Genomic DNA, 21,215 nt, shown 5'->3' on the forward strand with positions numbered 1-21,215 from the left:
AAAGAAATATAGGCAAATATAAAGCAAGAGCTAAGCCAATAGTCTCTAAAAATCAAAAGAATAGCTTGTGATAGTTTACTAACTTAATGACATTGGGCTTTAGCCCGCTTACAAAAAATATGCCTTAATCATCTGGCTTTAGCCAAAATCTAAAATCAAGAATCCCGTCCTAAAAAATCAGATCCAATTCTCAATAAGATGAAGCCAGAATACTTTTTCCTCCCGTATCACAAAGACAGCTGATGACTTCCGCCGTGTCACTACAGCTCCGGTTGTCTGGATCTCAATGTACGAAGACAGTCCATGGCTTTCTGTAATTTGAACATCAATATTTTCAATGACAATGTTACGCTCCGGAAACTTACCGTATGTTCCCGGAAGCCATTCTGAAAATGTAGCCAAAGTCATAGTATTGCCGTTTCCTGTAACCATTCTGAAATCTGCATCAAATCCCGACAGAAGCTTTTTGTAAAGCCTGTTTTGATCTTGTTCTCCACGAAACCAAGCTTCAATATCTCTGTGAAATCCATTGATTTCTGTGATGATTTTTTCTGTGTTATTCATAAGTTTAAATATATAATTATTGTTATTAAAAAAAATGACATATAATCTACTCAATATAATGTTTTATGCTTCAAAAGCTTCTTAGTGACAAAAACTTCTGCGACCTGAAAGATTGCAATCATTAAAATATCCAGGGCAAAGGCTTTCGGGAATCCCAGAAATTCAATTGTGCTGAAAAACAAAGTTCCGATAATGGTGCCACAGGTTACACTCCCGATCTGTATGCTGATACTGATCAGTCATGAGGCCTGACCTGCTTTTTTTCTATCTATTAATGAAAATAGCTTCACGCATCATCACAGGCATCATAATACCATGACCCAGTCCGGCCAAAAATAAGCTGATATCCATTTCTATTGAAGGCTTTTCCTGAAGAAAAATGAATATTGAAGCCATTGAGAACCCTGAAATCAGTAATCCTAAACCAATATAGATCATTGTATGTGAAGAATGTTTTATTCTCGAAATAAGCAATGGCCCAATAAAGAAATCCAGCCCATAAGGAATAATAGCAAGGCCTGAACCAGCAGTGTCCGGTTAAGCGAAATCACGTATGAATTCCAGTTCAGTGATGAAAGCCATCTGTCAAGGCTTTTCAAGAAGTACAGGAATATGACGCCTAAAGAATACAGAAAAAATCTTTTAATTAAACCAGATCAGAAGGGAATTTAGTCTGAAAGAGGGAAAGATAAGAAAAAGAAGTGCTAAGACTATAATTACTATGGCTTAACTTCCTTCTTCAGGCATCCGGCTTCCATCCCCAATTCAATACTTCGTTAGTATTTCCATCAGCATCAGGATAGATACCAGTTTTTTAGAAGACTGGTATTCCGGGTTCAGCTGTTCCCTTATTTCCCCCAAAGCTTTGCTTAATTTATTACTTACCGTCTTATTGCTGATGCCCAGAGCTTCTGCAGTTTCATCTACAGACATATTTCTTCTGATTCTCATGTCATATACGCTCTGTTCTGTCGTGGGAAGCTGTGAAACCACCTCATCAATCATAGATAATAAAGCAGAGATCTCATTTTCTTCAAGAATTTCAAAATATTCCGTATCCGATATATTCATCTCGCCGTCAGAGTCAAATTCATCAATGCTAATGGTAGACGGGACCTTTTTAGAACTATTATAATGATCAATAATTCTGTAATGAAGATAACGCAGGAGGTAGCCTTTTGCACTTTCCGTGTCATCGGTCTGTATAGAAGCCGTATCTTCCAGGATCTTTATCCAGAGGTTCTGCAGCAATTCTTCAGACATCTCTTTATCTCTCGTTCTCGTGAAAACAAAACGGTAAAGACTATCCCAATACCGCTCATAGAGCAGCATGAATGCAGGACGGTCACCTGATTTTATCTTCTTTAATATCGTATAGTCTGTAAGTATCATATCGTTGGTACAAAATTACCTAAAGAAAAATTAACTTTTTATGAACTTTGGGGATTCTAAGATTAATTATTCCTGAAAAATATCCCCGGAATGTGAATCAAATGTTGAGAAAATAGAAAAATAGGTTGAAATTTTTAACAGGCTGGTTTTAATGTGAATACAATATTAAGAACCGCCTGGGGAAGTTTTTCATTTTCACAGTCTTATAAATAGAAGTATCTGTGAATACATGAAATATTTTATGAAAAGCCCAAAAAATAAGAATACTGCAGCTTTTGTTTTTAAGCTCTGGCAAAGGGAAGTTTCCGAAGGGGAAATTTCTGAAAAAGAAAATGAAATTTTAAACCTGTGGGAAATCCGGACGGAAAAAGACCTGGACAGAATCCATATGAAGGAGTCTAAAGAAAGGGTTTTATCTGCACTGGAACTGTATTTTATCAAACCGACCAAAGAAACTCCTGATTACTCGCTGAAAAAATATGTATACACAGCTGCGGCTGCAATTATACTTCTGTTGTCTTTAGGAGGAATCCTATATACTGCATTCTTTAAACCTGATACCTATACTTCGGGCCCGGAAAACCGTAAAGTTTACCTGGCAGACGGTTCTGTGGTTACATTGTTGAACGGTGCAGAACTAACAGTAGATAAATCATTTCCTGCTTCCACAAGGATTGTGAATCTGAAAGGAGATGCTATTTTTTCTGTGGCCAAATCAAAAACACATCCATTTATTGTACATGCGGATGGTTTCAGTACCAAAGTTCTGGGAACTGTCTTTAAAATTTCACAGTCCGGAAAAGATAAATCCGTACAGCTTTACGAAGGAAAAGTTGCTGTTTCCTATGCCGGAGTTCCGGTTTCTTACCTGAAGCCTAACCAGAAATGGACAAATTTCGGGATAGCCCATACCGCAGCTGTGATTTCACTTATAACAGAAAAAAAATCAGGAAAACAGAAAGCAGAACTCTTGTCATTAAGCTTCAACGATGTTTCCTTTAAAGAAGTGGCAGCTGTGATGCAGAATAATTACAAGATCAGGATCGTGTATCCTAAAGAAACGGCTGAAAAGAGGATAACAGCAGATTTCACAGGAGGCACAGCCGATGAAAATATGGAAGCGCTGGCCTTTATATTGGGCCTTGAAGTACACAAAGAAGATCATTTATACACCCTGAAGAAATAACCTACATAGAATTAACACTAAGAAAATAAATTATTAAAAGAGAAATTGAACATATGAAAAGATTGAAATGCGGTCTTACCGTTGCGGCAGTATTCTTTACAGTAGCAGCTGAAGCTCAGGAACTGGTTCAGAAAGTATCATTTTCAGTGCCTGCAAGCAAACCTCTTATTGAGGTTCTGGAAGATTTTGCAGGAAAAACAGGAATGAGGCTGGCCTATTCTAAAATGGATATTAAAGAGCTGAAGGTAAAAGGCGTAAAATGTGAAAACACCTCTGTCAATAACTGTCTTAAAGATATTACAAACGGGCTTCCGGTGGCATTCCGCCTTCGTGGAGATCTTATTTCAATAAAATATGAAGGAACTGGTATTTCGGTAACGGGAAACGGAAGGATTACCGGAAAGATTGTGGATGAAGTAGGAAATCCTGTGGCCGGAGCTGAAGTAACAGTTGCTAAAAAGACTGTACTTACAGATAATAACGGAGATTTTGTGGTAGATCTGCCTTCAGGAATATATACTTTAACCGTAAAAGCTTCAAAATACAGTCCGCTTCGGGTAGAAAAACTTTCAGTCAATACTAATGAAACCAATACAGTCTCATTTGCAATGAAGCAGGCTCCGGACAAAATAACGGACATCCGGGAAGTGGTGATTACCGGCACCCGAAAAGCAGATACGCAGGCCGGACTTCTCGCCCAACAGAAAAAAGCTGCCCAGATGAGTGACGGGATCTCTGCCGAGCAGATCGCCAAAACACCGGATAATGACGTAGGTGGAACCCTTAAAAGAGTAACAGGAATAACGACCATAGACAACAAATATGTAGTGGTTCGGTCTATGGGAGAACGCTGGAATACAGCAGCTATGGACGGAATCAACCTTCCGAGTACAGAAGCCTACAATCAGAATTTCTCATTTGATATCATTCCCACTGCCATGGTGGAAAGCATTGTAGTAAGCAAAACGGCAACACCGGATATGAATGCCAGCTTTGCAGGAGGTTATGTTGAAGTAAGAACCAAAGATATTCCCAACGAAAACTTTACCACGGTAAGTGTAGGAACTTCCTATAACGACCAGTCGGCCTTTAAGGAGTTTCTGACCCGTAAACGTGGAAAGTATGATTATTTCGGGTATGATGACGGCACAAGAGATTTTCCTAAAGGACTTGAAGCTACAGACTGGAACAATCCTTTGTTTTTTGAGCAGTCCAAAAGATTCAAAAATGATAATTTTTCCACATTCAGTACTACAGGGGATATGGGTTCCAATGTACAGGTAGCATTGGGAAGATCATTTGCCCTTAAAAATAATAATAAATGGGGCTTTGCCGGAGCATTTACGGTAAGAAATGAACAAAATAAGTTAGACATCGATCATACAGGAAGGGGAAACTGGCTGGACACCACAGCACCATACGATCCCAACTGGCAGGCGAATGGAACAGATCCTATTGTTTTTTACAATTTCAAAAATAAAGGAGCATCATACAATTACAACTCGACATTAGCAGGAATGCTGAATTTTGGCTTACAGCTCGGAAAAAACAGAATCTCCTTCCGTAATTCCTACACCCATATTTATGATAATACGCTGACCAGAATAACCGGCTGGAATGAATATACAGGAGGAAGCGGAATGGCTGCCAATGCTGAAACATCCTATAATTATTTCTATAACGGGATTATTCCCAATAATAACCCTTCGCAGATCAAGGATCTGGACAAGCCTTATACCGATAATACCAATTATCCCATCTATCAGACGCTTTTACAGAACAAGCTTGAGGGAAACCACAAAGTTGGAAATGCCGAAATCAACTGGTTTGCAGCAAGGACAGGAGTGAAATCTGATACCAAGGACTACACCCAGTATCTGAGTCTTTACGATTTCATTGGCAGCGAGATTCTTAACTATCACAGGATTTATAATTCGGGATCTAATTTCTACAGGGGATATATCGCCAATAAAGAAACGGATTATAACTATGGAGCTTCGCTTAAATGGAATATAGACAAAGGAAATTTTAAAAATGATATTAAGTTAGGATATGCAGGGGTTATAAAAAATAATACCAATCAGCAGGAGAAATTCTTTTTAAGAGTGGATGAAAACAGGGATGTTCCAAACAGTGAAAAAAACTTTATCACCATGCATGGTTCTTTGGCCCAGTGGTTTGACGGTTCTAAATATGTTCCGGGAGGAATAGGCTGGCAAACCAGACCCCTGTACAAAAATGACAGGTATGAAGGGAAAGTAACCCAGAATGCATTTTATGTCATGCTTGATAACCGCTGGAAAAATATGTTCAGATTGGTTTGGGGAGTGCGTGCGGAATATTTTAAGTATGACCTTATTTCTCAGCAATTAGATCTTTCAGATAATCAAACGGTTACAAAAGAGCCGATAGATGATAAACCGTGGCAGTGGATGCCTTCCGTAAATTTTACATACAGCCCCACCAATAAAATCAATGTAAGGCTTGCCTACAATAAAACGGTAATCCGTCCACAATTCAATGAGAGAACGGGGCTTCCTTACTTTGATCCGGTAGCCAACGGCTTGATTTATAATACGGAAATGACCTCATCGGTAGTGAAGAACTATGATTTTAAATTTGAATGGTTTCCCGGTCTTGGAGAAATATTCTCTGCTGGACTTTATTACAAGGACATCGACAGGCCTATTGAACGTGAAGGACGTCTTTCGAACGAAGGAAATCTCTTCCTCTACAACGGAAACTCTAAAAATGCAAAGCTGAAAGGAGTAGAAGTGGAAGTGCGGAAAAATCTGGGGTTTATTGCTGAAGAATCCCTGCTGGAAAAACTTTTTATAAGCGGAAACTTTACTTATAACACGACAAAAGTAATTGCTTTTAAAGATCAGTACAAGACAGGAGAGAATGGAGAAACCTATGAGGTGGAAAGACCACTGTACGGACAGACTCCCTATGCCTACAATTTAGGCATGACCTATGATGGAGGCCGTTTAGGTGCCAGCTTTTTATACAATGCCAAAGGAGATCAGTACATCACGGTAGGATATGACTATAACGGGGAAGAAATACAGCGCCCTTATGCCGTAGCAGACGCCCAGCTCTCCTATAAATTCCTGAGAAATAAGAATCTGGAAGTAAAGTTTAATGTCAGAAACCTTTTCAACAGGGTAAAAGAGTTTTATAACAATTTTAATTCCTATTCAGTACCGGATGGATCCGGAGGTAGCAATATATCTACAGATAGGGAGGCGTGGAAGCTTCTGCCAGGAGCCACTGATAAATATGACAAAGATATCGACAAGATTACATTCCGGGCTTATAGCGGAAGGATATTCGGTTTAAGCGTGAATTATACATTTTAAAGACATTATAAAAAACAGAATAAAAGAGCTCATTGATGCAATGTACAGGTTTCGGAATCCTGAACACGAGCCGGATCAATACTGATGATGCGCACAGCAGTACCGGATCAGATGAAAACCGGACGCCGTTGTTTTTTCCGGACAACAGCGGATAAACAGGAAACCCCGGCACAACAGCTCCTCCTGGAATGCAGGGTGAAAATAAAACCAAATCGCAGGAATATAGAGGCGGATATTCCTAAATATTAAAATTTCCGGTTATAAAAATAACATGACTGGATCTACTAAAAATTATAACAATGAAAAAACTAACTTTAATTGCTGCTGCAGCATTATCTCTTACTGCTTGTCAAAATGATCATTTAGCGGATTCTTCCACACCATTCGAAATGCAGGCTGCTTCTGCTGAATATATTACAGCTTCTTCACTTCCGGTAACAACCGTAAGTGGTGACATCACTACAAACACTACCTGGAGCGGAGTAGTAGAAATCAACGGTATCGTTACCGTAAAAAATGGTGCTAAATTAACTATCCAGCCGGGAACTTTCATTAAAGCAAAACCAAACACTACGAATACCCCTACAGGAGTTCTTGTGATTTCTAAAACTGGTAAAATAGATGCTACCGGTACAGCAACACAGCCGATTATTTTTACAAGTTATAAACTGTTAGATGGAGACGAAAATACAACCGCTGCTCCTGGTGACTTTGGTGGTGTGATTGTTTTAGGAGATGCACCTGCAAATACACCTGATACAAAAACTATCGAAGGATTAACCGGTTCTGATTTTTATTACGGAGGTACCAATGCTGCTCACAATGCAGGAATCTTGAAGTATGTTCGTATTGAATTTGCAGGATTCGATCTTTTAGCTCCAAACTCAGGAAATGAGATCAACGGTCTTACTTTGGGAGCTGTAGGAAACGGGACTACTTTAGACCACATCCAGGTATCTTACGGGAAAGATGACTCTTTTGAGTTCTTCGGAGGTACTGTGAATGCATCTAATCTTGTTTCTTTTGCTCCGGATGATGATAACTTTGATTTTGACAACGGATACACAGGAACCATCACTTGTGCACTTGCTTTAGCAGACAACAATTCTACACACAGTCTTAGTGGTGGTGTTTCCGATACCAACGGTATTGAGCTGGATAACAACTCAACGGGTACAGCTACACCGCTTATTACAAATCCTGTGATCAACAACCTTACTATCGTAGGATCTCGTACTAATGTGTTATATTCTTCATCTACGCCTTCCGGACCACTATATGAAAATGGGATCCACATCAGAAGAGCAGGAAAATTAACGTTAAATAATGCTGTAGTGACAGGATATCCTACAGGAATCAAAGTGGAAGGAACAGGTTCTGAACTGTCTTCAGCTTCTACTTTAAACACAATCAAAGTACACGGATTTACAACTTCTGTTACCGGTACAGGAACTGCAGGAATCCCTGCTGCCAACCTACTGGTAGGAAGTACAGCTTCAGCTTGGGGAATGACTCAGCCATTCTTCAACGTAGGACCATGGAACGTGGCACCTAGAAACTGTGGAGACTTCCAGGGAACTTGGACGAAATATAACTTCTCTATTGTAGAATAATTTTAAATGCAGGGGAAGCATCCCAAGTCTTTCCCTGCTTTTATTTTTTTTAATCTCTAATAATCTGTATTATGAAAAAATTATTTTTATTATCTGTTGTATTGCTTTCACAGGCGGCGGCTGCACAGTCTCTGGTATGGAGCAATTCTTTTGATACCCCCGCTGATCTTCAGGGATGGACTGCTCATGATCTGAACAATAATGGAAACGGATGGGTTCAGGGACAGAATATTTATTTTAACGGAACCAATGCCCTTACTTATGGAAACGCAGGAGTTCTCCGATATTCAGTAAGCCTGGTTCCGACCGGAAATGTTACTGGTTTTGCTACTGAAAACGACTGGATTATTTCGCCGCCGATTGATCTGCAGGGCGCATCAGGAACAATCAGCCTGGCCGCTTATATCGGAAGACAGAGGACAACTCATTTCAACGTAGGGCGTGATCTGTTCATTTATGTAAGCACTCCTCAGAAACCGGTGCCGGAATTGGCTGATTTCCAGGCTATGACAGTCGATGTAGACGGAAATGATATTCCAAGTCCTTACAGCATTATTGCAGGAACTGTGGCGAATCCGTTTCCTAATGATCTTACTCAGTTTAACGAAAGTATTGCTGATCTTTCAGCCTTTGCAGGCAAAAAGATTTATATAGGAATATGGTCTAACAGAAAGCCAAGCGGTAATAATCTCCAGAATATCAATATCGATGAAATGGCGATTTATGCTTCCACATTTTTAGGCACAAAAGATATAAAGAAGAAAGAAAATGTAACAAAAATCGAGGAAAATCCTGTAAAGGAATTCCTTCAGCTACAATTAAATCCAGGTTTTAAAGAACATATGACGGCGGTTTCTATTTATAATGTGGCCGGGCAGAAAGTACTTTCAGCTCAATACAGCAGATCTGTCAATGTATCATCATTGCAGGCCGGAATGTACATTGCTGAAGCGTCTGACGGAAAAACAACAGAAAAACTGAAGTTTATCAAAAAATAACCATAACGTTTATACACCAGCCTTCAGAGTATTCTGCAGGAACTAACCATGAAAACTTAATAGATCCAACAGGTTTAAAGTTTCCCCGCAAAACCGTTTGATCATAAACATATCCAACTTAGTTTTTTTTTATAATTATTATGTTGTCCCGTACTTTCACCGGGCGGGACAATATTTTCTGAGTTAGATTTTTTAATTTAAAATAATATAAATGAATAAGTTCATTGCACTCGTATTTTTTACATTACTTATTTCCTGTTCAGACAGCAGCGTCATGCAGCCGTTTGATAAATCACAGAAGCCCGCTGAGGTGAATATCAAAGGATATTCCAAGCCGGATATTATCCAGCTGAGACTGAACGGGACCCCCGTATCTATTGACGGAAACACTTCTTATACCAATAAAATAGAGACCAGACTTGATTTCGTTCTGGATGAAGGAGAAACCAACAGGCTTGAAATCTACAATAATGAAACGGGTGCCGAAATTGCCCATTACAATATCACTTACGACAATGTCAGTGATTATAAAACCCTGAATTTTTTCAATCTTCCGGGGATTTTTCTTCAGGCATCTGCTGTTAAACCGCAGATCAATCTGGGAAAAGTAGGCTTTGAATTTATTTTCCCCAATCTGGGTGAATATTCAGGGAGTTCACTTTCCAATGTGAAAGGGATTCTGAAAAGAGAAAATGGGGCAGTGCTTGCAGAATTTGCCGATATCGGAAAGAAGAACTTTACTGAGGTAAAGATCTATAATTTTTTCAGTAATACAGCTCCTGTCTATCTTGAACTGTATAAGCCGGATAGCTCTGTACCGTATACCGGAACTGAAATCATTAAAGTGAAAATAAAACAGGATATGGGAGCCAATCTTATCATTCTTCAGGAAAAAATGGAAAATGGTGCTCTCACTGTTAAAGGAGAGATTGATGTGGCAGATTATCTGTAATGATGGGCAATTCTATGAAGAAATATTTTAATTTTCTACTGCTGCTCGCGGTAATTTCTATCTTTATCTTATCATGTAACCGTAATGATGATGAGGGTATTCCACGATTCCCGGAAGGAAGCAGGGAGTCTGTAAACCAATGGGTGCAGGACAGTATGAAAAAATATTATTACTGGGCAGACCAGATGCCCGCCAAACCGGATTATCGCCTGCCGGTGAAGGACTTTTTTAAAAGTCTTTTATCCTCACAGGACAGGTTTTCATTCGCTGTAGACAGCAAGGATCCTTCTTCTTATCCGCGTTCTGTCCGGAATATGTATGGCTTTGATTATGCCGTCATACAGCTGGCTAATGGAAGTGTTGTAACCACTGTAAAACTTGTTATGAAAAACTCTCCGGCATTCAATTCCGGCCTGGAAAGAGGGATGATCATCACTAAGATCAATGGTAAAGTGATTACCGCAGCTAATGCGGAAGAGCTGACGTCATCAATTAAAGACCAGACGGTCATAGAATTATCGGTTGGAAAGTGGGAAAATGACACTGTTGTGAATGAAAAAAGCATCACGGTCTATTACGGATATTCCTATGAACAACCTCTAGAATCTAAAATATTTGAAAAAAACGGTAAAAAGACAGGATATCTTTACATCTATGATTTTCCGGACGGAATGACCCCTGCACTGAATCAGAAGTTTGCCGCATTCAAAGCAGCCGGAATACAGGATCTTATTATCGATGTCCGGTACAATTATGGAGGATCAGTTGCTTCAGCCGCGGCATTGTGCTCATTGATCCCTTCCGGAATTCATTCATCCTCCCCATTTATTATTTACAAAGGGAACAAAAACGGAGGTGAAGTAAAACGGACATTTGCCCAGCAGATCAGTTATGATTCCAATGCGCTTGATTTCAATATTCTGCGTGCGAATGCTCTCGGATTGGGCAAAGTTTATATTCTTACCTCCACCAGTACGGCATCTGCTTCGGAGATTGTCATCAATAACCTTAAACCTTATATGCAGGTTATTCAGGTGGGAGGTGTGACATTGGGTAAAGATATGGCCGGATTTATGGTGGAAGACAAAAGGAACCCCAAAAAAATATCGTGGCAGCTTCATCCGGTTATTTATAAAGTGTTCAATGCGAATGGGGAAGGAGCTTACAGCAATGGAGTTCCTCCACAGATTGCAGCCGGTGAATATGCTTCGCTGCCACTGCTTCCCCTGGGAGATCCGGAAGAAACCTTGATTTCATCCGCGCTGAACACTATTTATTCAAAATCAGCAGGCAAGAATGCTTTGGACCAAAGTGTTAAGGTTTTATTTCAGAGTGATACGCCTTCTGCAGCCATCGGAAAGTGAACATCTTTTTAAAATTTTAATATATAAACCCAACAGCCATGCAGGGAATAGAACCAAAATTTCACAGCAGCCTTACAGACCGGATGGAATATTACCGCAGTCTTCTGAAAAAAACAGCCGGCGATCCTCACATACAGCCTTCTGATATGATCTCCAGGATCTCAGAACTGAGCGAGCTTTATGAAGATTATCTGGCCCAGAAAAAGCAATTGGAAAGAAGCATAAAAAATTACAGACAGTATCATAATGACCTGCGAAAACAGCTCACATTACGGGTACGGGAACTGAAAAGAAAGCAGAGACAGAAATAATCTTGTTGATTCCCATTCATTTTATGAAGCAGATTGTTATAAAGCCTTGCATTCCTGGATTTGTGAAGGTTTTGATATTTAAAGAGGAAATTCATACATTTATGAACTTAGTTTACAGGTGACGATATATGGTTCTTAATTGGCTTGATTTTTCCGGTTATTTAAAGATATTCTGGCAGTTTTCATGGCTGCAGTGGATCGTATTCAGTATTTTATCTAACGTATTTCTGTGTTTGTTCTCAATAGGACTTTTTCAGTTTATCGAAAAAACATGCCCTAAACAGCAGCTTCAGGAGAAGAGTCATCCTGTCACCGGATCGGATTTTTACCTCTGCCTGCTCACGGTTATCTGCAACAGCTTCGTCATGCTTTTAGGTGCTTTTTTATGGAAAATCAACTGGATCAGCCTCGATCAGAGCCCTTCTGGGGTTTCAGTTTTTCTTGAAACCATTGCCTTGATTCTTCTGATGGATCTTTTGATGTACTTTTTTCATTATGCAGCCCATCAGCCTTTTATCTACAAAAAATTGCACGCAAGGCATCATGAACATATAAGCACCAACTTTCTGAGTCTTTTTGTACTGCATCCTTTTGAAACCATTGGTTTTGGATTCATGATTTTAGCTCTGTTGATGGGCTATGATTTTTCTATTCAATCCATCAGTCTTTATATAATCATCAATCTTATCTGGGGAACGATAGGCCACCTGAACCGGGAGTTTTTTCCGACGTCGTTTGACCGTTTTTTTGTAGGAACAACGAGATTTCATAACCAGCATCATCTGGTTGAGAATAAAAATTTTGGTTTTTATACTTCCTTCTGGGACAGGGTTTTTGGGACGTATCGGTGATTAATTAATGTAAAGAAACTTTTTATATATAATAGTTTTATTGTAGAAAAGGATTTATACTGGAATATTCCTGATGATAAATTGTATAATGTATATCAAGAGCCAAAAGATTTAACTATTGGGAGTTTCTTCAGAAAATTTTAAGAAAAGAAAGAGAAGCTTTAGGATACGATTTTTATAAAGTATCCGCCTATTAAAATCAATAGGACAATCCTCAATTATTTAATAGTTGTCTGTGGATAAGCCTTGTCAAGGTTCGAACCTTGACAAGGCTTTAGCCGGGTATTTATTTACACTTTCATAAGAAAAAGTAAAGCTCCTTAATATTCTTAAAAACTTATTCCTCCTTAATGGTTCAAAAACATCATATTTTTAATTTCCTATTTTTGCCGCGTTCACCTGAGCTTTTATTCTCTCCTCAATCAATCTCCAGTCATAGAAATGAAAAACCCTTCCATTGCTCATTGCTGCAAATACACCCTTTGGAAACTGAGGCCCAAGATTCACGTTGGTGACTTCTGAACCGTCGCTTTCACGGGTTGAAACCGGAATCTCGGCAATTTTTCCTTTCGCAGGATTTTCTCTCAGATACACATTAAACGTGTCTTTTTGCTGGTTCGAAACCAGAATATATCCGGTTTGTGCTGAAGTAGGATAGATGGAGATTCCTTCCACATCAGACTTAAAATCACCTTTTCCGAACACAAGAAGCTCCTCATTTCCTTTGTCCGGATCTGCATAATACTGATGCACCCCGAACTGCTCGTCAGAATAATAGATGTAGCCCATTTCATCATCTACAGCGATACTTTCAATCTCCTTCAGACCACTATATTTTCCAAACTTGCGGATAACTTCACCCGTTATTTTTCCCTCTTTTTCAGAAAGTTTATACTGCCAAAGATAACCGTCAGCCGGGCCGGATTTTCTTCCCACAACGGCATGTATTTCTCCTGATACAGGGTTCCGGTACATGGAAATTCCCATTGGATCGCGTTCCGTTTCACCATCAAATACTGCAAATTCTCCCACTGCCTTCAGGTCAGGAAGGCTGTAAAGCTTTACCGTATTGGTTTCCCTTTCTGTAACAGCGGCAATATCGGTTTTCTTTCCGTTCAGCATAAAGCTGTATTCAATATCTACATTGTTCGGGCGTTTCAATCCTGAAACTTTACTGATGATTTTTCCGTTCAGGTCAAAGGCATACAGTCCGCCATCAGTATCCTTATCTGTTCCGATAATAATGCTTTTTGAAGCATCCGCAGGATTGATCCAGATGGCAGGATCGTCGGTATCATGAACTACTGTTTCTGTAATAACAGAAGGTTTTATATTTTTTCCTAAATTTTGCGTGCTGCAGCTCACCACAAAAGGTAAAACTGATATCGCTATAATAAATGGTAACTTTTTCATACGTTTAAAAATCAAATTTCAATCCTAAAGTGAATCTCGGTTTGTAATATTCCACCTGTGCAGTTCTGCTCTGGATTCCCTGATAATACCGTAACGGCTGGTTCGTCAGATTATTGGCTTCGGCAAAAACTCTGAGCTGGCTTGTAATTTTATAAGATGCATTGGCATCAAGGAAAATCTGCCTGTCATAATAACGGTCTTCAAATGATTTCCCACCCAATTCATCAATATAATCAGATGCGTAATTCATAGAAACCCTTGCTGAGAAACGTTTATTTTCCCACGAAAGAGATCCGTTGAACATATGCGGGGCAGCTCCCGGAAGTCCTACATCTGTTCTTTCCACACCATCTTCATTTGTGATTCCTTTCGCTTTTGATTTGGTATACGTATAATTAACATACACTCCCAGGCCTTTCCAGAATGCTCCCGGAATAAAGTCAAGCTGACGTTGAAGGGCCACTTCAAAACCGTAAATGTCTACATTGTCACCATTACGCTGCTGTGTAAAGCTCCAGTTATTTTCTCCGGCAGGAATAGGATTGGATTGTCCTGCAAAATCATTCGAAAAATCACCAGATGTATAGTTTCTTCTCGAATAAGTATAAATAAAATCCTTAAGATTCTTATAAAAAACACCTCCCGAAAGTATTCCGACCGATTTAAAGTATTTCTCTGCCATAAAATCGAAATTATAAGCATACGTTGCCTTCAAATCCGGATTTCCTGCCGAAATGGTTTCATCCCCGGAAATAACGTTAAGGTAAGGAACCAGTGAATAATAATTCGGACGGGCCAAAGCTGTTGTAAATGCCGCACGCAATATAAAATCCTTGACAGGGACATATTTGAAGGATAAATTCGGAAGCACATTGGTATAGGTGTTCGTACGGTTGATCTTTCCTGCCAGATCTTCCTCATCCAGTACATAATTTCCGGTATAATCAATTTTTGTGGTTTCAATACGGGCTCCTGCAATCATTGAAAATGTATCGCTGAAATCCTGATCCCATCTGATGTATCCGGCATAAATATTTTCTTTTGCGGTATAATTACTGGAAAGGAATTCTTCCGGCTTCATTTCACCTGTAAATAAATTAGAATTAAAAAGATCCAAGCCGCCGATGTATGACGGATTTACAAAAGTTCCCGGAACATAATTTCCAGGCTGGAAGTTTTGACCATCAAAATGAACTGTAGGAACAGATAACAGGCTTCCCATATCATTCAAAGGCTCAAACGCATAATAATCATTGTTCCGTTCTTTTTCCTTTAAACGTAGGCGTAAACCTGCCCGAAGTCTGCCTTTCTGGTTTTCGACCACAGAAAACGGAAAACGGACATTGACCTTTGCCCCAAATTCTTTTTCCTGTGTAAAACTGTTGGAATCTGAAAGGTCACTTAACTCATAAACGCCTAAATTGTCAGCAGAAAGGGGAGTGATCATCGGTCTTTCCGGATCGCTGAGGTCTGAAGAGAAATTCATCTTTCCGTTCTCAAACTCTATATAACGTTCATGAGGTTTCTTTTCACTGGCCGTTGCATAGTTCATGGACCAGTCAAGGTCAATCTTCGAGCCCAAAAGATGTTCTCCTCTTAAAGCATAATTCTGTACCTTCTGTCTTTCAAGACGTGTGTTGTCATTATCTGCATCTCCGCCTTTATTCTGCCTCGTGATACTGCCTTTCCAGCCTGTAATTTCCATTTCATCATCATAGACAGGCTTTATTTTATAGCCCAATACAAACCTGTTCTCTTTGTCCGTTCTGAAATTGTACATTGCTGAAGCATAGATCTTGTTTTTGGAATTGAATTCATAATCCATATTCAGATCAAAACTGTGTCTTATGCGGTGCTCATTATAATAGCGGATGCCCATTTTGCTGATGTAAGCAGTCTGAGCGGCATCATTTGCAATGCTCCATGTGGGTTCAATATTATCTGAACCAAAATTGTTGTTGTTATAGGAAAAACTGAAAACCGCACCCAGTTTTTTATTCAAAAAACGGTTTCCATACACGAATCCGGCTGTATAATTGCCCTTTTCACGGATCGGGTTATAACCTCCTGCCAGAGTTGCGGAAATTCTCTGTCCGTTAGGGGAAGCCCTTGTGATAAGGTTTACAGAACCACCGATAGCATCAGCATCCATATCGGGGGTAAGAGTTTTATTAACTTCGATAGTAGAGATCATATCTGAAGGAATCAGATCCATCTGAACATTCCTGTTATCGCCTTCTGCAGACGGAATTCTGTCACCATTTAACGTAACAGAATTAAGGTTGGGTGCTAAACCTCTGATGATAAGATTTCGGGCTTCTCCCTGGTCGTTCTGGATAGTGATTCCGGGAACACGTTTCAAAGCATCACCAATATTGGCATCAGGAAAACGTCCGATCTGGTCGGATGAGATCACATTGGTGATATTGGCATTGTTTTTTTGCTTGTTTAACGCTCTTGCCTGGTTTTTCAGGGTAGACCCGCTCACGACTACTTCTGCAATTGCTGTTTCTTTTCTTGCAAAAATAATATTCTGCTTTGTATTCCTGTCAGATTCAACCGTTACACTGTATTCGCTGGTTCCATAGCCAAGATAATCTACTGTCATGGTATAATTCCCTGCAGGAACATTCAGGAAAACAAAATTACCATGATCGTCCGAAGTTGTATAGATATTTCCCGGAGCCAGAGAGATCTTGGCACCCGGCAGGGATAGTTTGGAATCATCATTGATATTTCCGGAAACAGTACCGGTTTGTGCATAGAAAAAAATGGATGCACAAAATAAAACGGAGGTAAAAATTTTCTTCACTTTACATATATTAAGAATGAACAAAATTAAACGTCTGTTTGGGAAATAACGGAAAATGTAGATTACGATTATTTTAAGGATTTATGAACGGTTCGATACATAGTAAGGTCAGCAAATGACTTACAGTAGCATCATGAGATATTTTTAAAATTAAGTGCTGTATCAAAGATATTGTAATGATTTTTGATACAGCTTTTTTTACTTTTGTTCTATTGTTGGAATGTTGTTTATTACCAGCCATTTCCCATGCTCAAGAACACACGTAATAAGTGATGAAAACCGGAGTGTAGGACTTTCCAGAGAAACCTTTGCGTGCGCAATATTATTTTTCTGTTCCAGGGAATGGTAAATAACCGTTCTGGGCTTTCCTCCAAAAACCTTATCACGAACCAGCCGGATATATTCTTCTTTAGAAATGACGAAAATTCCAGGTTGGTCAAAAAATCCGTCCTGTATGTTTTGGTAGTTTTGATGAAGAACCTGTTCTAAAAGCGTAGTATCATTAGTATCACCACCTTTGATAAACTTTTCTATAGCTTGTCTGATCTCTTTCATAATTAATTTAAATATTTAAAAATTGCGGTTTCTACTAATTCTGTCTTCTCTGAGATCCGTTCCGGAGATGCTGTGCTTTCCAAAGGGAAATAACTGATGTCAGTAATGCCAAGATGATTTAGAATACTGGTTAAATGAGTCTCAAGAGGATTCATTCCTCCGGGTAAGGAGTGAATACCGCCCATGACAGAAATGAGATGTGCTTTTTTACCTGAAAGCAGTCCTTTGATACCATTGTCATAGGTAAACGTTTTTTTAGTCCTGATCACAAGGTCAAAATAAGCTTTTAGCGAAGAAGGAATTCCATAATTATACATGGGACATGTGATCAGGATCTCACTGCTTTTGTAAAGCTCATCAATCAATTTGTCGGAGAGTAGGAGGTCCTCAGAATAAAGATTTTCATTCAAAAAAGCATCGAAAGTCTGTTGGGTAAGGTGAGGCGTCATTTTTTTGGCGGTATCTCTTTCAATAACCGATCCATCCGGATGTTTCAGGATCCACTGTTTTACAAAATAATCGCCCATACGGCGTGAATAGGAATCTTTAATCCTAAGGCTGCTGTCGATTCGGAGAAGTGTGTTCATACTTTTTTCTTTAAAGACACACTTGATTTTTAAAACGTGACAAAAAATGATTAAAAGTTGAAAAATCCAGCCTTAAACTAATTAATTCTTTTCAATTTTTCAGGATCTACAATGGAATAGATCTCCCTGATCAGCCCATGCTCATCGATATCCAGAATATGGCAGTTATACATACGTTCTCCCTGCCAGAAGCACAAAGCGGGCTGATGGTTGAAAACATTAAAAGTAAAAGATTTTCCTGAGAGAAACTGCTGTTGTACGTAAGCGAGAAGAGATGCTGTTGCCGGTTTGCCGGTTTCCACAGCTTTGATGACACGGATACGTTTTCCGCCGTCTGCAGAAAGTCTGATATCATCTCTCAGAAGTTCTTCGATCATGGGAATATTTCCTTCGCTCAAAGCTTTCTGATATCTGTGGAGTATATCGGTATCCATGGAATTTGCAGTATCGGGGGCGTATTTTATATTTTGCAGCTGTTTTCCGGCGCGGCTCAGCAGCTGCCGTGAATTATCAATGGAAATATCCAAGGTTTCAGCGATTTCCTGGTGAGAATAGTCGAAAGCTTCTTTTAAAATATATACAGCTCTTTCTTTGGGATTCAGCTTTTCTAGAAGGACAAGGAGTGTATAACGTGCCGTTTGCTCCTTGATCAGTTTATTCTCTGCATTGTCAAACGACAGTGGTTCCGGAAGCCATTCCCCGTAAATCATTTTTTTACTGTGCCTGTTTTTAAAATTGATAGCGTGGTTAACTGTGCTTTTAATCAGGTAGTTAACCTCGTTTCTAACCCCGGATTTATCTAAAGAAATATATTTTTCTATCACATCCTGTACAAGATCCTGCGAATCTTCATAAGAACCTGTGATGTTGTAAGCATAGGTAAGCAGTTTGCTGTAATTTTCCTGCATGATATTTCTTTTGAAGACAAACTTAATGAATAAAACGTGACAGTTCTTTTCAGAAATGTTAGATTTTTTTAATGAAATAAACTCTTACGGTTAACATATTTGGAATTTTTTTAGCAATTGGCAATCCTAAATGAAAACAGACCTGAAATAGATTCATTAAAATTAAAAGTATGAATGAAGTATTTTGTAAAAATTGATTGAGATGACTGAAAAAGATCTGTCAGTGAGAGAGAAACTGCCTCTGAGGGAAAGCTTTCCAACGGCTATCATCTGGAAATGGAACAGATTCAGAGGCAAAATGCTGAGAAATTTCGGGAAATCATTGGGAAGATAGGGTTTCCTAGGGTTTCAAAAGTGGGGGATAAAGCCAGCAGTGCTGTATGGCCTGTTATTCAGCATTCTATTGGTGAGCCTGAATTTATAAAAGGATGCTATAAAATGGCTTGAAAATAGAATTGATATCAATGCTTTAAATATTGATTATCTGCATGACAGAATCCAGGTTTTTCAGTGCAAGCCTCAAAAATACGGGACACAGCTGACTGAAGAAAGACTGACATATCCGGTGGAAAGTAAAAATAAACTGAATGAAGAACGCCTGAAAGTGAATTTAAAACTTTTTTCCCCCAGAAGAAATCGATAGAATTCCGGGTATAGAACTGATTACTGAAATAGATGTAAAAGATGCTGATTATACAGAATGGGGAATAAAAACGGTATGGATTGAGAGCTTTAAATGAACGCCTATTTATAAAATTGTATCCTCTGCGTTCAATATTTTTATAAAGAGCTAAAAAATATTTTGTCGGTTTCAAAAAACTTTATATATTTGCACCACTGAAAACAACGGTATAGCCGTTATTCAGGAGAGTTGGCAGAGTGGTCGATTGCGGCAGTCTTGAAAACTGTTGACTGTAACAGGTCCGGGGGTTCGAATCCCTCACTCTCCGCTGGTTGAGAAACTAAAATAAGCTAAAACGCTGTAAACATCAATGTTTACAGCGTTTTTTGTTTATGCGCTAGTATCATAAAAAATCAAAATGGGATCAAGCGCAAAAGTTGGGGGCTAAGCAAAAAGATTCGCTAATCTGAAGAGAAAAAATGTTCTGTCTTTCACTCCTCTGAGTTGCATCCTGAAGTTTTTAATTTTAGCATTGAAAGATTCTGCAGCTGCATTAGTGCTTCTTTTATCAAAGTAGTTGAGAATGTCTCTGTAATGTTGCAGTATAGTCTTTCTTAGGGTGGAAAAAGATTTAAAATCTTCTTCTTCAACATTTCTAAACCAATGGGCCAGTTTAGTCATAGCCACAGATTTTGTAATGTGCTGATTATAGATCTTTCTTAGGTCATCAGTTAACCGATACGCTTTTTCAAGGTCAGGATATTGAGTAAAAAGGATGGAAGCTCTTTGTCTCTGGGACAGAGTCCATTTTTCCCGGCTCTTATAAAGCAAATACCTGCTTCTTGCCAAAAGCTGTTTCCGGGAATCTCCGTTTTCAAAGGTCTCTATTTTTAGAGATGTTTTCTCCTTAGAAGCTTTTTCAATAGCGTTATTTTCCATTTCAATAGCTTCCCAGCGATATTTGATCCTGATTTCCTGAAGGGCTTCTATGGCCAGCTTTTGAACATGAAAGCGATCGATCACCTGGGATGCACAGGGAAAACATCTTTTGGCAATACGTTTCATAGAACCTACCATATCAAGGGTAATTTCCTTGACTTTCATCCGAAGTCTTCTGCCTATTTTTAGAAGATGTTCTATTACAAAATCACTCTGGGTTCCTTTGACTATAGCGACAATGCTGCCTTTTCTTCCTTTGGCTTTTTTGGAGGTAAGAACACTATAAAGTTCTCCATCAGAAAGGGCTACTTCATCCAGGGATAAGGATTCTGAAAGATTTTCAGGATAAAGTATCCAATCCTGTGAGGTTTTTGTACCCAGCTATGATATTCGCTGAGTTTGTTTTTGTATTGTCTCTGAAAAGTCTTGCCCTTGATACCGAAAAATTCGGCTATGACTTTTAGAGGAAGAGCTTTAGTATCGGCTAATTTTTTTTAAGAAACCTGCAAAGTCCTGGGTCATGCGGGTTCCTTTGGCTACAAGATGCCAGTCTCTTTGAAGGATTTCCCTTGAGGATTTATCTGTCCATCTTCTTCTTTTTACATGAAGTTTGACGATTTTACCTCTTAATGGATAATCATCCACAATGATTTCAGGTAAAAAACCTTTGGACTCTAATAATCTATCTTTTAATCTAAAGAATTCCTCGAGGCTCTGCCTCGGGGTGAAAAGAGGAAAAGTTTGAAAAACGGGTGGTTTTTCAAAAAAATAAAAAGATGTAGCTTT

The 21,215-nt window shown here is 39.1% G+C and carries 19 protein-coding genes, 1 tRNA gene and 1 pseudogene; 11 read left to right on the forward strand and 10 right to left on the reverse strand.

All coding sequences use genetic code 11. From position 1 onward, the window contains the following. Window positions 1–177: 177 nt before the first annotated feature. Both DRF60_RS19970 and DRF60_RS21255 read right to left on the reverse strand, forming a co-directional pair. On the reverse strand, window positions 178–564 hold the full coding sequence (locus DRF60_RS19970; RefSeq protein ID WP_116014949.1) for a hypothetical protein: 387 nt from the start codon (window positions 562–564) through the stop codon (window positions 178–180). Window positions 565–828: 264 nt separating this feature from the next. Next, window positions 829–1,002 (reverse strand): hypothetical protein, encoded by a 174-nt coding sequence (locus DRF60_RS21255; protein WP_157967980.1) that lies wholly within the window; start codon window positions 1,000–1,002, stop codon window positions 829–831. Window positions 1,003–1,101: 99 nt separating this feature from the next. Here DRF60_RS21255 and DRF60_RS19975 point away from each other — a divergent pair. Continuing rightward, window positions 1,102–1,236: pseudogene (locus DRF60_RS19975) on the forward strand (helix-turn-helix domain-containing protein); the annotation flags it as partial. A gap of 93 nt (window positions 1,237–1,329) precedes the next feature. Here DRF60_RS19975 and DRF60_RS19980 read toward each other — a convergent pair. After that, window positions 1,330–1,956: an RNA polymerase sigma factor gene (locus DRF60_RS19980; RefSeq protein ID WP_116014951.1), complete on the reverse strand. Its 627-nt coding sequence runs from the start codon at window positions 1,954–1,956 to the stop codon at window positions 1,330–1,332. Between the two features lie 241 nt (window positions 1,957–2,197). Here DRF60_RS19980 and DRF60_RS19985 point away from each other — a divergent pair, with 241 nt between their 5' ends. The 8 genes from DRF60_RS19985 to DRF60_RS20020 all read left to right on the forward strand — a co-directional run bounded on the left by DRF60_RS19985 (window position 2,198) and on the right by DRF60_RS20020 (window position 12,593). Next, entirely contained in the window at window positions 2,198–3,142 is a 945-nt protein-coding gene (locus DRF60_RS19985; RefSeq protein ID WP_238640259.1) for a FecR family protein, read from the forward strand. A 53-nt stretch (window positions 3,143–3,195) separates the two neighbouring features. After that, window positions 3,196–6,504 carry a TonB-dependent receptor gene (locus DRF60_RS19990; RefSeq protein ID WP_116014956.1) on the forward strand — a complete coding sequence of 1,103 codons (3,309 nt, stop codon included), beginning with the start codon at window positions 3,196–3,198 and terminating at the stop codon, window positions 6,502–6,504. A 299-nt stretch (window positions 6,505–6,803) separates the two neighbouring features. Further along, the gene (locus DRF60_RS19995; RefSeq protein WP_116014959.1) at window positions 6,804–8,117 is read left to right on the forward strand and encodes a hypothetical protein; all 1,314 of its coding nucleotides are present in this window, start codon (window positions 6,804–6,806) and stop codon (window positions 8,115–8,117) included. 71 nt (window positions 8,118–8,188) lie between these two features. Next, window positions 8,189–9,115, forward strand: a complete 927-nt coding sequence (locus DRF60_RS20000; protein ID WP_116014961.1) for a T9SS-dependent choice-of-anchor J family protein — start codon at window positions 8,189–8,191, stop codon at window positions 9,113–9,115. A 211-nt stretch (window positions 9,116–9,326) separates the two neighbouring features. Beyond that, window positions 9,327–10,067 carry a hypothetical protein gene (locus tag DRF60_RS20005; RefSeq protein WP_238640260.1) on the forward strand — a complete coding sequence of 247 codons (741 nt, stop codon included), beginning with the start codon at window positions 9,327–9,329 and terminating at the stop codon, window positions 10,065–10,067. Window positions 10,068–10,081: 14 nt separating this feature from the next. After that, window positions 10,082–11,431 (forward strand): S41 family peptidase, encoded by a 1,350-nt coding sequence (locus tag DRF60_RS20010; RefSeq protein WP_116014987.1) that lies wholly within the window; start codon window positions 10,082–10,084, stop codon window positions 11,429–11,431. A 38-nt stretch (window positions 11,432–11,469) separates the two neighbouring features. Next, complete coding sequence (locus tag DRF60_RS20015) at window positions 11,470–11,742, forward strand: hypothetical protein (RefSeq protein ID WP_116014963.1); 273 nt, start codon at window positions 11,470–11,472, stop codon at window positions 11,740–11,742. Between the two features lie 128 nt (window positions 11,743–11,870). Then, on the forward strand, window positions 11,871–12,593 hold the full coding sequence (locus DRF60_RS20020) for a sterol desaturase family protein (RefSeq protein WP_116014965.1): 723 nt from the start codon (window positions 11,871–11,873) through the stop codon (window positions 12,591–12,593). 372 nt (window positions 12,594–12,965) lie between these two features. On the opposite strand, the gene DRF60_RS20025 is transcribed toward DRF60_RS20020, so the two are convergent. From DRF60_RS20025 to DRF60_RS20045, 5 genes are all read right to left on the reverse strand, one after another. Then, window positions 12,966–14,006: a phytase gene (locus DRF60_RS20025; protein WP_116014968.1), complete on the reverse strand. Its 1,041-nt coding sequence runs from the start codon at window positions 14,004–14,006 to the stop codon at window positions 12,966–12,968. 4 nt (window positions 14,007–14,010) lie between these two features. Further along, window positions 14,011–16,818 (reverse strand): TonB-dependent receptor, encoded by a 2,808-nt coding sequence (locus DRF60_RS20030; RefSeq protein ID WP_116014971.1) that lies wholly within the window; start codon window positions 16,816–16,818, stop codon window positions 14,011–14,013. A gap of 198 nt (window positions 16,819–17,016) precedes the next feature. Then, on the reverse strand, window positions 17,017–17,373 hold the full coding sequence (locus DRF60_RS20035) for a nuclear transport factor 2 family protein (RefSeq protein ID WP_116014974.1): 357 nt from the start codon (window positions 17,371–17,373) through the stop codon (window positions 17,017–17,019). Between the two features lie 2 nt (window positions 17,374–17,375). Beyond that, entirely contained in the window at window positions 17,376–17,960 is a 585-nt protein-coding gene (locus DRF60_RS20040; RefSeq protein ID WP_116014976.1) for an FMN-dependent NADH-azoreductase, read from the reverse strand. Window positions 17,961–18,037: 77 nt separating this feature from the next. Further along, window positions 18,038–18,868: a sigma-70 family RNA polymerase sigma factor gene (locus tag DRF60_RS20045; RefSeq protein ID WP_116014979.1), complete on the reverse strand. Its 831-nt coding sequence runs from the start codon at window positions 18,866–18,868 to the stop codon at window positions 18,038–18,040. Between the two features lie 202 nt (window positions 18,869–19,070). On the opposite strand from DRF60_RS20045, the gene DRF60_RS21820 reads away from it, so the two are divergent. Together DRF60_RS21820 and DRF60_RS20055 are read left to right on the forward strand one after the other, a co-directional pair. Continuing rightward, the gene (locus DRF60_RS21820; RefSeq protein WP_262510900.1) at window positions 19,071–19,202 is read left to right on the forward strand and encodes a hypothetical protein; all 132 of its coding nucleotides are present in this window, start codon (window positions 19,071–19,073) and stop codon (window positions 19,200–19,202) included. Window positions 19,203–19,733: 531 nt separating this feature from the next. Further along, a tRNA-Ser gene (locus DRF60_RS20055) sits at window positions 19,734–19,818 on the forward strand. A 116-nt stretch (window positions 19,819–19,934) separates the two neighbouring features. Here the strand turns inward: DRF60_RS20055 and DRF60_RS20060 are convergent. Both DRF60_RS20060 and DRF60_RS21260 read right to left on the reverse strand, forming a co-directional pair. Continuing rightward, complete coding sequence (locus tag DRF60_RS20060; protein WP_449384876.1) at window positions 19,935–20,810, reverse strand: ISAon1 family transposase; 876 nt, start codon at window positions 20,808–20,810, stop codon at window positions 19,935–19,937. Between the two features lie 93 nt (window positions 20,811–20,903). Further along, on the reverse strand, window positions 20,904–21,215 hold a 312-nt coding region (locus tag DRF60_RS21260; RefSeq protein WP_449384875.1), incomplete at its 5' end, for an ISAon1 family transposase N-terminal region protein.

The organism is Chryseobacterium elymi, from assembly GCF_003385495.1.
Lineage (GTDB): Bacteria > Bacteroidota > Bacteroidia > Flavobacteriales > Weeksellaceae > Chryseobacterium > Chryseobacterium elymi.